This window comes from Bacillus sp. BPN334 (assembly GCF_008368885.1).
Taxonomy (GTDB): Bacteria; Bacillota; Bacilli; order Bacillales; family Bacillaceae_G; genus Bacillus_A; species Bacillus_A wiedmannii.
In genome coordinates this window covers 419,269-435,324 of the sequence record NZ_QOZW01000005.1, presented here as the reverse complement: position 1 = coordinate 435,324, position 16,056 = coordinate 419,269, and the positions used below count along the sequence as shown (strand labels likewise).

Annotated in this window: 10 protein-coding genes; 7 read left to right on the top strand and 3 right to left on the bottom strand. The window is 35.1% G+C overall.

The features are described 5' to 3' along the window. The first annotated feature begins 66 nt into the window (after positions 1-66). Positions 67-1,557 (top strand): coproporphyrinogen III oxidase, encoded by a 1,491-nt coding sequence (locus tag DN393_RS06485; protein WP_002007015.1) that lies wholly within the window; start codon positions 67-69, stop codon positions 1,555-1,557. A gap of 205 nt (positions 1,558-1,762) precedes the next feature. Next, entirely contained in the window at positions 1,763-3,319 is a 1,557-nt protein-coding gene (locus DN393_RS06480) for a fatty acid--CoA ligase (protein ID WP_064473717.1), read from the top strand. A gap of 27 nt (positions 3,320-3,346) precedes the next feature. Here the strand turns inward: DN393_RS06480 and DN393_RS06475 are convergent, their stop codons facing one another. Beyond that, positions 3,347-3,811, bottom strand: coding sequence for a hypothetical protein (locus DN393_RS06475; RefSeq protein WP_064473718.1), 465 nt, complete (start codon positions 3,809-3,811; stop codon positions 3,347-3,349). Positions 3,812-3,999: 188 nt separating this feature from the next. Between DN393_RS06475 and DN393_RS06470 the strand changes: the two genes are divergently transcribed. Next, the gene (locus DN393_RS06470; protein ID WP_064473719.1) at positions 4,000-5,478 is read left to right on the top strand and encodes a SulP family inorganic anion transporter; all 1,479 of its coding nucleotides are present in this window, start codon (positions 4,000-4,002) and stop codon (positions 5,476-5,478) included. 198 nt (positions 5,479-5,676) lie between these two features. Further along, a complete protein-coding gene (locus DN393_RS06465; RefSeq protein WP_064473720.1) occupies positions 5,677-6,048 on the top strand; it encodes a hypothetical protein in 372 nt (123 codons plus the stop codon). A 110-nt stretch (positions 6,049-6,158) separates the two neighbouring features. Here the strand turns inward: DN393_RS06465 and DN393_RS06460 are convergent, their stop codons facing one another. Together DN393_RS06460 and secA2 are read right to left on the bottom strand one after the other, a co-directional pair. Next, positions 6,159-7,040, bottom strand: a complete 882-nt coding sequence (locus DN393_RS06460; RefSeq protein ID WP_087979592.1) for an accessory Sec system S-layer assembly protein — start codon at positions 7,038-7,040, stop codon at positions 6,159-6,161. A gap of 14 nt (positions 7,041-7,054) precedes the next feature. Next, positions 7,055-9,421, bottom strand: a complete 2,367-nt coding sequence (gene secA2 / locus DN393_RS06455; RefSeq protein ID WP_064473722.1) for an accessory Sec system translocase SecA2 — start codon at positions 9,419-9,421, stop codon at positions 7,055-7,057. A gap of 282 nt (positions 9,422-9,703) precedes the next feature. On the opposite strand from secA2, the gene DN393_RS06450 reads away from it, so the two are divergent. From DN393_RS06450 to DN393_RS06440, 3 genes are all read left to right on the top strand, one after another. Next, positions 9,704-11,224, top strand: a complete 1,521-nt coding sequence (locus tag DN393_RS06450) for a putative polysaccharide biosynthesis protein (protein ID WP_064473723.1) — start codon at positions 9,704-9,706, stop codon at positions 11,222-11,224. A gap of 141 nt (positions 11,225-11,365) precedes the next feature. Next, positions 11,366-12,463 carry a polysaccharide pyruvyl transferase CsaB gene (csaB, locus tag DN393_RS06445; RefSeq protein ID WP_064473724.1) on the top strand — a complete coding sequence of 366 codons (1,098 nt, stop codon included), beginning with the start codon at positions 11,366-11,368 and terminating at the stop codon, positions 12,461-12,463. Between the two features lie 686 nt (positions 12,464-13,149). Further along, the gene (locus DN393_RS06440; RefSeq protein ID WP_088047940.1) at positions 13,150-15,591 is read left to right on the top strand and encodes an S-layer homology domain-containing protein; all 2,442 of its coding nucleotides are present in this window, start codon (positions 13,150-13,152) and stop codon (positions 15,589-15,591) included. The last annotated feature ends 465 nt before the right edge of the window (positions 15,592-16,056 follow it).

Below are 16,056 nucleotides of genomic sequence, written 5' to 3'. Positions count from 1 at the left end.
CTTCTGTATTGACCTACAAACGCCCTTCAAGTAAACTAAAGAGAGTTTGCAAATGAAAAGGTGATAATGTTGTTAATTTCAATTAAAACGTTACAAGATGATCGTTTTTTACGTCCGCTGCAAAATATTGGCGGCTTATTTTTTGAAGATAGTACGATTGGGTTTGAACAAGAGGAAGCAAATCTTATCGTTGATATACACATTGAAGAGAATGTGAAAGCATCTGCTCGTTTAACAGATGTTGCTACTGGAAATGTGTATGAAGAAACATTCGCAAAAGATTTATCTGCTTTCACAGATGAAAAAGAGCGTATGAAGCAAGTGAAGCACGTTGTTTCTTATGTATATCTTTCTGTTCTTCAGCAGTTAACTGGTCTTGAACAAAGCTGGGGCATTTTAACAGGAGTTCGTCCGACAAAACTTCTTCATAAAATGCTTCAAAGTGGTATGTCAAAAGAAGAAGCACACCAAGAACTTCGTGAAAGCTATTTAATTCATGAAGAGAAAATTGAACTTCTTCAGCGTATTGTGGATTGCCAATTAGCGGTAGTTCCGGATTTATACCGTTTGAAAGAGGAAGTAAGTATTTATATCGGTATTCCATTCTGCCCAACAAAATGTGCATATTGTACATTCCCGGCGTATGCAATTAACGGACGCCAAGGCTCTGTTGATTCATTCTTAGGTGGTTTACATTATGAAGTTCGTGAAATTGGTAAGTTTTTAAAAGAAAAAGGTGTAACAGTTACGACGATTTATTACGGCGGCGGTACACCGACAAGTATTACAGCGGAAGAGATGGATATGCTGTATGAAGAAATGTATGAAGCGTTCCCAGATGTGAAAAATGTGCGTGAGGTAACAGTTGAGGCAGGTCGCCCAGATACAATTACGCCAGCAAAACTAGAAGTGTTAAATAAATGGAATATTGACCGCATTAGTATTAATCCGCAGTCATACCATCAAGAGACATTAAAAGCAATTGGACGTCATCATACTGTAGAAGAAACAATTGAGAAGTATCACTTAGCTCGTGAAATGGGAATGAACAATATTAATATGGACTTAATTATTGGTCTTCCAGGTGAAGGGCTAGATATTTTCAAGCACACGTTAGATGAGACAGAAAAGTTAATGCCTGAATCGTTAACAGTTCATACGTTATCATTTAAACGTGCTTCTGAAATGACGCAAAACAAACGTAAATATAAAGTAGCAGGTCGCGAAGAAATTACAGCGATGATGCATGAAGCAGAAGAGTGGACGCAAAAGCATAATTACGTACCATATTACCTATATCGTCAAAAGAATATTTTAGGTAACTTAGAGAACGTTGGTTATGCAATGCCGACGCAAGAAAGTATTTATAACATTGTTATTATGGAAGAAGTTCAATCGATTATCGGACTTGGTTGTGGTGCATCAAGTAAATTTGTTCATCCGAAGACAGGTGCAATTACGCACTTCGCAAATCCGAAAGATCCAAAATCATATAACGATGGCTTCGTAAAATATACAGAAGACAAACTGAAAATTTTAGAAGAGCTATTTGTATAAGAAGAAAGAGGTTGTTCCAATTTGGAACAGCCTCTTTTTTATATTGTTGTGAGTAAGTTGCTATAATTTCATTTACCAAGAGACCACACTGTTTGTAAAACTATGTCGATAATAATCAGAAAAATTAGTCAAATCATTAGAGGACAATGTCTACTTATGGACGAAATGATAGATTTATGAAAGAGAAAAGGGGGAAATTGTTGGCATGTACATGACGATAGGGAGAATATTTGATTTAGCGGTTGGTAAGTATCCAAATAAAGAGGCGTTAGTAGAGCCGGAAAAAAATATTCGCTGGACATATAAACAGTGGGATGAGCAAATAAATAAAACGGCGCAAGCTCTGTTGAAAGAAGGGGTAAGAAAGGGAGATACTGTATCTGTCTACTTATATAATTGCCGTGAATTTGTAAACGTTTACTTAGCCTGTGCGAAAATTGGGGCAATCTTTAACCCGATTAACTTCCGTTTAAAAGCAAAAGAATTATCGTATATCCTTCAAGATGCAGCTTCGAAAGTAGTAGTCTTTGAAAAAGCGGTTGAATCAACTGTTGCTATCATTGAACGCGATTTTCCAAATTCGGCTTTTTGGTATGTAGAAGAAGATACACCTTCCTATGCTAGTTCTTACCATGAAAAAGTTAATGCGGCATCTTCTGAGAAAATAGATATCGAAATTGATGAAATGGATTATTGTTCTATGTTATATACGAGCGGTACGACAGGTCATCCGAAAGGCGTATTGCATCGTCATCGTGAAATGACTGAGCATAGTATGATTTGTACGTATTTCTTAAAATATAATAGAGATAGTGCCGGACTTGTTGTAGCACCTTTATATCATTGCGGCGAGTTAAATGCTGGAATCATTCCGCGCATTCAAGTTGGCGGAAAGAATGTTATTTTGCATCATTTTGATACGGATAGAGTATTACATACGATTCAAGAAGAGAAGATTACGACGTTTTTTGCAGCACCGACGATGTGGAATATGTTACTGCAAAAAGATTTAACACAGTACGATTTAACGTCGATGAAGATTGGTATATATGGCGGAGCGGCGATGGCACCAGCATTAGTGAAGGAATGTAAAGAACGTCTTTATATTGATCTTGTACAAATTTACGGAATGACAGAAATGGGGCCAGTTGTTGCGTTTCTCGTAGAAGAAGATCAAATTACGAAAGCGGGTTCAGCAGGCACGCCATGCTTTAGTCATGAAATTCGCATTGTAAAACCAAGCGAAGATGCACCAGCAGAACCGGATGATGTATTGCCTCCTTATGAAGTTGGGGAGATTATTTTGCGCGGCCCGACTATGATGGCTGGTTATCATAACCGAGAAGAAGCAAATGCAAAATCGATGTATAAAGGATGGTATCACTCGGGTGATTTAGGTTATTTCGATAAAGATGGCTATTTATTCGTCGCAGATCGTGTGGATGATATGGTAATTAGCGGCGGCGTTAATATTTATCCACGTGAAATTGAAGATTTCCTTCATAGTCATCCTGGTGTATTAGATGTTGCAGTGCTTGGAGAGCCAGATGAATTATGGGGAGAACGTGTTGTGGCTGTTATTGTAAAGAAAGATGAAGCGATTACCGACGATGATTTGGAAATATATTGTAAAGAAAGTGATGAATTAGCAGATTATAAACGTCCGCGTCATTATTTATTTGTGGATGAACTGCCCCGTAATGCGAGTGGAAAATTACAGAAGTTTGTGCTTAGAGAGTCTTTAAAAGGAGCAAAAAAATAGAAAGTGGGGGATACCCACTTTCTATTTTTATTTACGTGAAAAACCTTCTTCATCAAGGTATTCCGCAGCTTCTGGATAAGAGTTGAATGTACCGTCTAAGTTTACACCAGCGTACACGTTCCACATATCATCCTCTGAGATAAGAGTAAGGATATGACCGTCTTCGTTATGCCATTCTTCTTCTTTTGCAGGTTCTGCAGGAATTACTACTTCTTCTTGTGAAAGTAATTCAATTGATTGCTCGATTACTGAGCGTAATTCATCTGCTGAAAATTCGCGGATGTTAATCATACCTTTATCATCCGTTTTGTAACCTTTAATACCACTTGCATATACAAAGCCGTTTCCATTTGGATGTAAGTGATAAACAACGTTCTTTTTATCTAAACGACTTTCTTCGAAGTGAAAGTTCACGCGTTTTAATGATACGTTTTTTCTTTCTAATTCAGGGAAAGATTCAATAATCGATAATTTTTCTTCAAAAGTTAGCATAGTGCCTCCAAATATATAATAAAAGATTTAATTTATCTATTATAGCATAGTTATAATAGTTTCCAAAGATGTGATGGGAGCTTACAATTGAATGCGTTTACGTCACGATACTGTAAAAAGTGGACTAACGAATGTATCTTTTTAGGTGTACAATGGAAAATGGACTTAATGTGAAGGTGGTTATTTATATGTTTCAAAAAATAGCAAAGGAATGTTTAGCTGGTTTTACTGTTGCGATTGTTGCGTTGCCACTTGCCATTGCATTTGGTATTGCTGCAACGGGAACGTCTGAGGGAGCACTAGTCGGATTGTATGGTGCGATTTTTGCAGGTTTATTTGCGGCGTTATTTGGTGGTACACCTGGGCAGGTAACTGGGCCAACTGGACCGATTACGGTTATTGCAACAGGGGTTATTGCGACGCACGGGTTAGAGGCGAGTTTTATAGCCTTTATGATGGCGGGACTGTTTCAAGTTTTATTCGGTGTATGTAAGCTTGGCTCTTACGTTCGATACATTCCGTATCCTGTCGTTTCAGGATTTATGAACGGTATTGCATTGATTATTATTTTAGGTGAAATGAAGCATGTGCAAAATAGTTTTCTACTCGTAGTATTAACGATTATTGTAATGATTGTTTCTGGAAAATGGATTAAGGCCATTCCGTCTAGTTTAGTTGCATTAGTCGGTGTAACTGCTTTGCTTCCTTTATTTTCTTCTGCGTTAGAAGGGCTTTCAGTGAAGTTACCGATTATTGGAAATCTGTCATTAAATAAGGTGATTGAAAAGATTGGAATGATTCCAGAAGCGATGCCGACGCTTCATATTCCAACTTTAAGTGGAACAGGGATCGCAGAACTTATTTTACCAGCGCTTAGTATTGCTTTATTAGGATCGATTGACTCGTTGTTGACATCGGTCGTAATGGATAATGTGACAGGTACACGTCATAAAAGTAATAAAGAACTGGTCGGACAAGGTATCGGTAATATGATGAGCGGGTTGTTTGGCGGATTAGCAGGGGCAGGGGCGACTGTACGGTCTATCGTTAATATAAGAAGCGGTGGTAAAACGGCGCTTTCAGCATCTATGCATAGTGTTATATTATTTATTTTCATTATGGGACTAGGCTCGGTCGTACAATACATTCCGCTTGCTGTATTATCAGGTATTTTAATTTTAACTGGTATTGGCATGTTTGATTGGGAAAGCATGAAGAAAATGCATGTAGCACCAAAAGGTGATGTCATTGTTATGCTTGTAACGATGGTTGTCACAGTGAAGTTTGATTTAATGATCGCTGTTGCATTCGGTATTATTCTTTCGTTCCTTATATACATGGTGAAATGTAAAGAACGTAAAGCTTCTATTGTAAAAGAAAAGGAAGGGACGTATAAAATTAAAGGTCCACTTTCTTTCCTAACAGTGGATCGTGTTTTTCATACTTTACAAGACGTAAAGTCTCCAGTTGTTTTACGTATGAAAGATGTACGCTATATGGATGTATCAGGAGCTATGGCGTTGTTAACCTTTGTTGAGCAGTCGGATAAAGCGGGCGCTAGTGTGACGCTGGAACATGTACATCCGCATGTTGAAAAGACGATAGTGACGTTGGCGAGTAATGAGCAGAAAGATAAATTACAGTTTGTAAAAGCTGAGGTTATATAAGGAAATGCCCTCTTATGAGGGTGTTTTTTTATCGCATTTAATATCTCTATATAGAGATATTTTGAGATTATTGACATTTATTAATCTTAGCAGTATAGTAACATCTTAGATTAGCAATGTGCTATTATAAGAAAGTATATGAATTTTGAGATTCCTTTATATTCAGAAGGAAGAGCTTTAAGCTGGAGGGAATATTTGATGTACAAACAGTTACCACATGGAGTGAAGATCGGAATTACGCGATCAATTGTTGTTTCTTTTGAGAAGTATATGAAAGAAATTGAATGGAATGAAGAAAAATTTGATATGCAGCAATTTGTTGAACAGTGGAAACAATATTTATACACAAAATCAACTTGGATTAATAAAGTAGACGAAGAGTTGAAAGGACATCCAGATTTCCATCAAGCATTAGCGATGAAAGTGAATGAAAAAATTAACGAGTTTATTAATGAAAAACCGAGTGAAGAGCAAGTAGAGCATTTAAAGAGGCATGAAATGCAACACGCAGATGAAATGTGCAAATTAGAAGCTGAATATCATATTGAACGTTTATTAGTAACGAAGTAAATTTTACATAAAGAATAAGCCTGTCCAAGGAGGTGTGATGACCATCTTTTTGAACAGGCTTTTTGTATGAAAAAGAATAAGAGAGGCTGCTTTGGAAGCAGCCTCTCTTATTAGTCTTGTGGTACAAACGCTTTCCAAGAAGATAGATCCATATCTTCTTTTAATATAGATGAAGCAGGGAAGACAAATGACCACGGTTTTGTAGTGTTCGCTTTAATTTCAAGATTCGGTAATGTGAAAGCACCTTTCACAACAACTGCACCAGAAGCATCTTCAATATGAAGAGGAAGCTGCTCTAGTTGAATGTTGTCTTTGCAACCGTTACGAATAAGAAGTGTTGTATGTAAATCACCGTTTTCTTTTCTTGCAGCTTGCAGACCTAGGAAGTTAATTTCACCATCATTTGGAGGTGTTAAATTGTCTACGAAATTACGTAAAGCTTCTTTGCTTGCTTCAGGTAACTGAGCTTCCCAAGATGGGTCTAAATCTAATGCATGCTTACTTTCAAGTTCAAACGCTAATTCCCAATCTGTTTGCGATAATTCGGCATCTGTAATTGTTTCTTGCTCAAATGTAAAGATGAATGGCATATTTACATTTGCAGGAATATCTCCTAATGCAGAAAGGTTAAATGTTTTGCGGGCACATAGTTTCTTCTCTTTATTTAGAAGAATTAATGTAACCTCTTCGAAAGAAATTGGTTTCGGAACAGTGCTACGAATAAATACAGCTACGTCATAACCATTATCACGTTTTTCAATCTCAATTCCAGATAAAGAAATTTGATATTCTTGTAAACGTGTTAGTTCTTTATGTAAAAATTGATAAATGTATTTTTGTTCTTGTGCTACTGCACCCCAGCTTGGGTGGAAGTAAAGCGTTGGTTTAACAGTTTTATTTTCAGTATTTGTTTCTTCTTGTCCGAATAATTGATTACTAGAGACAGTCGTATCTTTTCCGCTTTTCTTAGCTCTTTTTAGGAATGATAACATTATCTTTCACCTCGTTATTGTACGTTTTCAGGAACACCTAAATGTCTTGCAACATAGCGGCACATTTCTTTTTCGAAATTACCATATGTGTATAAAAAGATATCTAAACCTTCTTTTTGATACAGACGAGTAGGGTCTTCTTGTTGATATTGTCTTAGCCCGATGCCTTCTTTTAGGTGGGTCATCGCATCTAAGTGATTTACCCAGTTCTGATCTAGGAAATGAAGGGCAACATATCGTAGCGACTGCTGTAAATCAGTATGGCTATTTAGTTCATTTACGCGCTCTTTATAAAGAGATAATGTTTCTTTCAAAACGGATTGTAAATCTTCCGGTGAATGTACATTATTCGCTGATAGTGATGGCATATTTGTTACTGGTAAAATTTCGTTTATATTTTCTGTTAAACGAGCGAAATCCCATTCTTCCGGAAGCATACCTTCTAAAAGATATTGCTTAGAAATGGCTTCTACAGCATGATCAATCATTGGAATAGTAATTTCAATCATATTTATATCTTCCTGTAACAAGTTATTACGTAATTTATAAATAACGTTACGTTGGTCATTTATTACATCATCTAACTTTAAATTGTACTCACGCATTGAGAAATGGCTACCTTCACAAATTAATTGTGTACGGTTCACGAAGTCATGAACTTTAGAAGTTAGAATAAGTCCTGTTTCATTTGTTTTCAGTGATTTATTTAATTTCTCGACTTCTTCTTGTGCGAAACGTTTTAGCATTTCATCTTCTAAAGAAAGGAAGAACTGAGAGCTACCTGGATCTCCTTGACGACCAGCACGACCTTTTAGCTGATTGTCAACGCGTCTTGATTCATGGCGTTCTGTTCCAATTACATGTAATCCACCAATTTCATGGACACCCTCACCTAGTAAAATATCAGTACCTCGTCCGGCCATATTCGTTGCAATTGTAATTTGTCCTTTTTGTCCAGCTGTTGCGATTAAATCGGCTTCTTGTTCTGCACTTTTTGCATTTAATAATTGATATGTAATATGCGCTTCATCTAAGTAACGAGCAACGGTTTCTGATTGTAAAATAGACATTGTCCCAATTAAAATCGGGCGTCCTTGTTTATTGTGTTTTAGAACATCTTCACGTACAGCTTTATATTTAGCATCGGCTGTTACGTACACGACGTCATTTTTGTCTTCACGAATGATAGGACGGTTTGTCGGAATCGGCATAACTTCCATGTTATATACACGGTTAAATTCTTTTTCTTCTGTTTTTGCTGTACCTGTCATACCAGATAATGCTGGATACATACGGAAGAAGTTTTGAATTGTAATGGACGCTTGTGTTTGGTTTTCTTCTGTGATTTCTAAACCTTCTTTCGCTTCAAGAGCTTGGTGTAAACCGTCACTTAAAGAGCGGCCATCCATAACGCGGCCCGTGAAAATATCTACAAGTAGAATTTTTTCATCATGTACAATATAATCAACATCACATTGGAAAGCGACATGAGCTCGTAATGCTTGAATCATATAATGATATAAAGTTTGATGTTCTAAATCATATAGGTTATCGATATCAAATAAATCTTCTATTTTTGTAATACCGTCTTCTGTAAAACTAGCAGATTTCGTTTCTGCATCGTACGTGTAATGAAGAGTATCCTGGAATGATTTAATAACTTTTGCACATAAATAGTGTAAATCAGAGCTGCTTGATTGCTTACCAGCGATAATAAGAGGCGTCTTCGCTTCATCAATTAAAACGCTATCAATCTCATCGATAATAGCAAAATGGTAGGGACGTTGTACCTGCTCATTTTTTGAAGCGGCCATATTATCACGTAGATAGTCAAAGCCAAATTCTGTTCCAATACCATATGTAATATCAGCTTCGTAAGCAAGTTTCTTTTCGGTAGGATCAATTTGAGGAATATTCAATCCAACCTTTAAACCTAGAAATTCATGCACTTGGCCGATTAATTCTTTATCTCGCTTTGCTAAATAGTCGTTTACAGTAATAACGTGAACGCCTTTTCCTTCAAGAGCACGTACGTATGTTGGAAGAGAAGAAACTAATGTTTTTCCTTCGCCAGTTGGCATCTCTGCAATATTACCTTCTAATAGTACAAGGCCACCAATTAACTGCACATCGTAGTGACGTAATCCAAGTACACGCTTTGCAGCTTCACGTACAACAGCGAACGCCTCTACTTTTATATCATCCACTGTTTTTCCATCGTGTAGCATGTTTTTAAATGTGATAGTTTTATGACGTAAGTCTTCATCAGATAAATCAGATAGTTTTTCTTCTAGATTATTAATTGCTTGAACAAGTTGTTCATATTTTTTTAGTTTTCTCTTTTGAGAATCTCCTAACAGTTTTTTTACCGAATTCAGCATGTTGTAAACACTCCTCTTACTGACAATAGCTACATTATAGCACATGTTTATCCTGAATAAGTAGAAGTAGTAAATTGAAGAAAAAACTGGATAAAAATAAGGTGTTATTACATATTATATATTTAAAAGCCATAAAGAAAGAGAGTATTCAATGTATAATAAATTTGGTATGATAGCTAAATGAGATAAAGTGAAATTTTTCTAAAAAGAGAAGAATATAGTTATCTCGTTTTATGATGTAATATGTATGGAAATTATATATTGAAAGAAAAGAGCTAGAAGATGAATAATAAGTTTGTGAAAGGCGCTGCGATTTTAACGATTACAACGTTTCTATCGAAAGTGTTGGGAAGTTTTTTTCAAATCCCATTACAAAATATAGCAGGAGATGAAGTGCTTGGGATTTTTCGCCTTGTTTTTCCTGTATATATGATAGCTTTAACTTTATCAGTAGCGGGAGTACCGCTAGCTATATCACAGTTAATCGCTGAACTTCATGAGAAGAATGATAAAGATGGGATTGCCAAACTATTTACGTCAGCATCTATTATTGGAGTAATATTTGGGGTGCTTGGATTTTCGGTTATTATGATTGGATCAAGTATGTTTGCAAATATGCTTGGTGGACAAGATACGAGACTCCCATTAATTGTCACTTCGTTTGCTTTATTAATCGCACCATATATGGCGGTATATCGAGGGTATTTCCAAGGTTTTGGAGATATGATTCCTACCGGGGTGTCACAAGTAATTGAGCAGTTCATTCGTGTTTTCTTTATGTTAGCAATTGCATTCTTATTCGTATCTTGGAATAAAGATAGTGATGTTATAACAGGCGGTGCAATGATTGGTTCTTGCCTTGGGGTAATTACGTCACTTATCTATTTGAGATTGAAGTATGTAAAAAGTATATATCGTTATAAAAGTAATACATATTCACTGCAAGACTTTAAAGAAAATGCAAAAAAAATACTTCGGGTCTCGATTCCAATTGCGATTGGAGCATTATCGATGCCGTTGTTAAATTTAGTTGATTCTGTAACGATTCCACATATGCTACATGAATCCACTACAACGATTCAAGAACAATTTGGTATATATAGTCGTGGTTTTGCGTTTACACAATTAATTGTCGTGTTTGCAAGCGCGATGGTATTTCCGTTAATCCCGTTGTTAACTGCTGCATTAACAAAGAAAGATATAGCGTTAGCAAAACACACAATTGAACGAACAAATGAGCTTGCTCATATTTTAACAACGCCGATAACAATCTGGCTCATGGCACTTACAGTCCCGTTAAATGTTGGGTTGTTTACAGATGCTAAAGGGAGCGGCATGTTAGCTATTTTAATTGGTAGTTCGTATTTCACATCACTTATGGTATTATCAATAGGAATTTTGCAAGGAATTAACCGTTCTAAGCAAGCGGCGTGGATAGTTGTTGGAGCGAGTTTTGTAAAAGTCATATTAAATATAGTACTCGTAAGTCAATTTGGCATAACTGGTGCGGCTTATAGTACACTTATCATATATATCATGATTTGTATCGTAAATTATATATACATTCGAAAAGAATTGCCTTATTCGATTCGAATGGGGAGATTTTTTGCTGTAATTGGAGTATCTAGTATAGTAGGTATAGGATTATATTTCGCATCTACTGTAATAAATGTGTTAGATTCTAGACTTATTGCAGTAATATATAGTGGTTTAGCATTTTGTGTGGCCTTGTTCATATATGGCATATGCGCATTAAAGTTGAACTGGATATCCAAAAAGCAAATTCCATTTTTACGTAAGTAAATTTGTCTATAAATGAGTATGTCTATGTATATGTTTGTGAAAGAAATCAATTTGAAGTTATCCAACTTTTCTTATTAAAGAGTTGATAGCAATTTGTTGAATGACAAAAAGTTGATTGCGAAATGTTGGAGGAGATTAAGAGTGCGGTTAGTTTTATCAGGATATTATGGTTTTTATAATGTTGGGGACGAAGCAATTTTGCAATCAATTATTAAAGCGCTACATGAAGAGGATCCTACTCTTGAGCTTGTTGTACTTTCGAATGACCCCGACTATACAAGAAAAATGTACGGTGTAGAGGCAGTAAATCGCTGGGATATAAGAGCAATTTATAAGGAAATAAAGAAAAGTAACGGTTTAATTAGCGGAGGGGGAAGTCTCCTTCAAGATAAAACGAGTATTAAAAGCATTTTGTACTATACAGGTATTATGCGGATTGCTCGCTTTTTGAAGAAGCCGTATTATATTTATGCGCAAGGAATTGGTCCAATTACGAAAAGACAAAATCGTTTATTAGTGAAATGGCAAGTATCAAAAGCGGCATATATATCAGTTCGTGATGAAGATTCATTTTTGTATTTAAAAGAAATGGGTATTAAGAAAGATATCGAACTAGTTCCAGATCCAGTATTGGCATGTCAACCAGAAGGAATGAAGTCGGATTGGCTGCGAAAACATTCAATTCAAGGGAAAGTAATTGCAGTTAGTGTGAGGTATTGGGACGCGAAAGAAGATTATATGAAGAAGCTAGCAGATACGCTGAAAAAATTTAAGCGTGAAGGATATCATATTTTATTCGTACCAATGCATGGACCATTTGATCAAAATGCATCACGCGATATTATTAACTTAATGGGAGAAGAAGCCCATATGCTTCCGTATAAGCTGGATATCCATGAGAAAATTTCAATTTTGTCGGAATGTTCACTTCTAATAGGTATGAGACTTCATGCGCTTATATTATCAGCGGTTGCTAATATTCCTATGGTCGGTATTTCATATGATCCAAAGATCGATTCATTTTTACAACAAGTAAATCAGCCGATTATCGGAAACGTAGATGGTGACTGGACGGCTGAAACTTTGTATAACGTGGCAACGAAACAACTAGAACAAAAAGAATATGTACAAGCAACATTGGAACAAAGAGTAGAAGAATTGCGAGAACAAATTTCAACAGCGTCTCGCTACATCATAAGTGACTTGAATTCAAAAGAGTTCGAAAAAAGAGGAATGTAATCTTAACTTAAGAGGACATCCTCTTTTTTTATTATTTGAAAAATAGAAAATGTCGAAAGAAAAGGAATCTTTGTAGAAAAATGTCGAATTTTACAAGTAATTTGAAAGCTATGCTCATAAAAAAAGAAGTTTGAGAGATAAGATGTATGTTTAATAATCCTAACATTATCATATAGAGAATATTAGGATTTGGTGTTTTACTTGGTAAATTATAAGAAAATAGGTTTGGTAATTTTGAAAAATGAGAAGGTAAGAAAAGTGTCGAATTATATAAAAATAAGCTGTCGATTAATGTCGTAATATCTTTATAGTTAAATATTGAAATTGGAATTGTTTTTCTGTTATAGTTGTAAATGGTTATAAGAAGATTGTTGAAAATGTAATTCTGACACGTTTTACTATTTGTTTAAAATATTCTGATTTTATAATCTGGATGTTTTAAAATAAAAGTCGAAAAAAATGATCGTTCAGAATTTCGAAAATTCACTTTTTTGTCGAATTTGAGATTTTAAATTGGATGAAAAGAGTGTATGATTTCTTTAAGATTCTGTAATATAGGATATTCTATTATTCTGTACAAAGAATACGTTAACCACATTTATATCTACTAGTTTCAAAAATAAATAGAATATCTATTTAAAAACTTATGGAACTAGTATTACATTCCTAAGGAGGAAATATATAAAATGGCAAAGACTAACTCTTACAAAAAAGTAATCGCTGGTACAATGACAGCAGCAATGGTAGCAGGTGTTGTTTCTCCAGTAGCAGCAGCAGGAAAATCATTCCCAGACGTTCAACCTGGTTCTTGGAGTGCAGAGTACATTGATTATTTAGTAGCAAAAAAAGCAATCGAAGGTAAGCCAGACGGAACATTCGCTCCAACTGAAGCAATTGACCGTGCTTCTGCAGCGAAAATCATGGCAATTACATTAGGTTTAGACGTTAAAGATGGTGCAAAACCAACTTTCAAAGATGCTCAAGATTCATGGGCTGCTAAATATATCGCAGCTGTTGAACAAGCTGGTGTAATTCAAGGGGATGAAACTGGTAAGTTTAATCCAAACAACCAAATTAATCGTGCTTCTATGGCAACAATGATCGTAAAAGCATACAAATTAGAAAGCAAAGTAAGCGGAGAATTAGAAACTAAATTCTCTGATTTAGAAAAGCACTGGGGTAAAAAAGCTGCTAACATCTTAGTTGCTTTAGATATCACTAATGGTACTGGTAATGGTTGGGAGCCAGATAAAGCTGTAACTCGTGCAGAAGCTGCTAAATTCATTGCTAAGACTGACAAAGAGTTCGGTAACGAAGCAGTAACAGTTGAATCTGCTAAAGCAGTTACAACTCAAAAAGTAGAAGTTAAATTCAGCAAAACTGTTGAAAAATTAACTAAAGAAGACGTTAAAGTAGCTAACAAAGCTAACAACGATAAAGTATTAGTTAAAGATGTAAAATTATCAGATGATAAAAAATCTGCGACAGTTGAATTATATAGCAACTTAGCTGCTAAACAAACTTACACTGTAGATGTAAACAAAGTTGGTAAAGCAGAAGTAACTGTAGGTTCTTTAGAAGCAAAAACAATCGAAATGGCTGATCAAACAGTTGTAGCTGATGTGGCAACTAAATTACAATACAAAGTTACAGATGAAAACGGTACTGAAGTTGTTTCACCAACAGGTATTGAATTCGTAACTCCAGCTGCTGAAAAAATTAATGCAAAAGGTGAAATCACTTTAGCAAAAGGTACTTCAACTACTGTAAAAGCTGTATATAAAAAAGACGGTAAAGTGGTAGCTGAAAGTAAAGAAGTAAAAGTTTCTGCTGAAGGTACTGCAGTAGCTTCAATTTCTAACTGGACAGTAGCAGCAGATAAAGCTGATTTCACTTCTAAAGACTTCAAACAAAACAATAAAGTTTATGAAGGTGACAACGTTTCTGTTCAAGTAGAATTAAAAGACCAATTCAATAACGTGGTGAAAAACGTTAAAGCTGAATATGAGTCATTAAATACAGAGGTAGCTGTAGTAGATAAAGCTACTGGCAAAGTGACTGTACTAGCTGCAGGAAAAGCGCCAGTAAAAGTAACTGTTAAAGATGCAAATGGTAAAGAGCTTGTTTCAAAAACAGTTGAAATCGAAGCTTTCGCTCAAAAAGCATTAAAAGAGATTAAGTTAGAAAAAACTAATTTAGTACTTTCTACAAATGATGTAACTGACTTAGCTGTAAAAGCTCCAGTATTAGATCAATATGGCAAAGAGTTTACAGCTCCTGTAGAAGTGAAAGTATTTGATAAAGATGGTAAAGCAGTTCAAGATCAAAAATTAAAAGCAACTCATGCTAATAAAGAGTTAGTTTTAAATGCAAATGGTCAAGCGGCTGGTAAATATACTGTAGAATTAACAGCTAAATCTGGTAAAACAGAAGTAAAATCTACATTAGCTTTAGAATTAAAAGCTCCAGGCGTATTCTCTAAATTTGAGGTTCGTGGCTTAGAAACTGAATTGGATAAATATGTTACTGAAGAAAACAAAAAGAATGAAATGGTAGTTTCTGTTCTTCCAGTAGATGCTAATGGTTTAGTTTTAAAAGAGAAAGAAGCAGCTACAATTACAGTTACTACTACAGATAAAGATGGTAAAGTAGTAGATGCAACTCCAGGTCAAGTAGCTGTAAATAATACTACTGGCACAATTACTGTAGGAAATGAAGCAAAAGCTGGTGAAACATACAAAGCAACTGTAATAGCAGACGGTAAGCTAATCACAACTCACTCATTCAAAGTTGTTGATACAGCACCAACTGCTAAAGAATTAGCGGTAGAATTTACAAGTACATCTCTTAAAGAAGTAGCTCCAAATGCTGATTTAAAAGCTGAACTTTTAAATATCTTATCTGTTGATGGTGTACCTGCAACTACAGCAAATGCAAAAGTTGCTAATGTAGAATTTGTTTCTGCTGACACAAATGTTGTAGCTGAAAACGGTACAGTTGGTGCAAAAGGTGCAACTTCTATCTATGTGAAAAACCTGACAGTTGAAAAAGGTGGAAAAACACAAGAAGTAAAATTTGATAAAGCTGTACAAGTTACAGTTTCTATTAAAGAAGCAGCAAAAAACTAATTTAAAATCATTCGATACATGAAATGATTAGTAAAGCCTATGAGAAAATAGACAAAAGTCTATGAGTATCATAGGCTTTTTATTTTGATCTTATTTCGTGTACATTTGAAATTGAAAAGAAAAGTTTTATTGAGAAACAAATCGAAAACGTTTTCAAAAATAGAAGAATACCTCATCGATATGTAAATTATTTGTAAATTAAAACCTTTTTTTGTTAAAAAATCATTCGAAAAGAAGAAGAAAATGTCGAAATACAATATTTTTAGTCGGATATAGTCTGAAAATTGTATTTATTGTAAAAAATAATTAAGTGATGAAGTGGAAATATATGCTATAATTCCAATTGTGTATTCGATATGAAAAATATACGAAGCGCAGTGAGGGTGGTTTATAGGAAAACAGTTTGTTCATTTCTATATTTGAGTATTATTAATATAATAATGATACGATTAAAAGACTGAAATA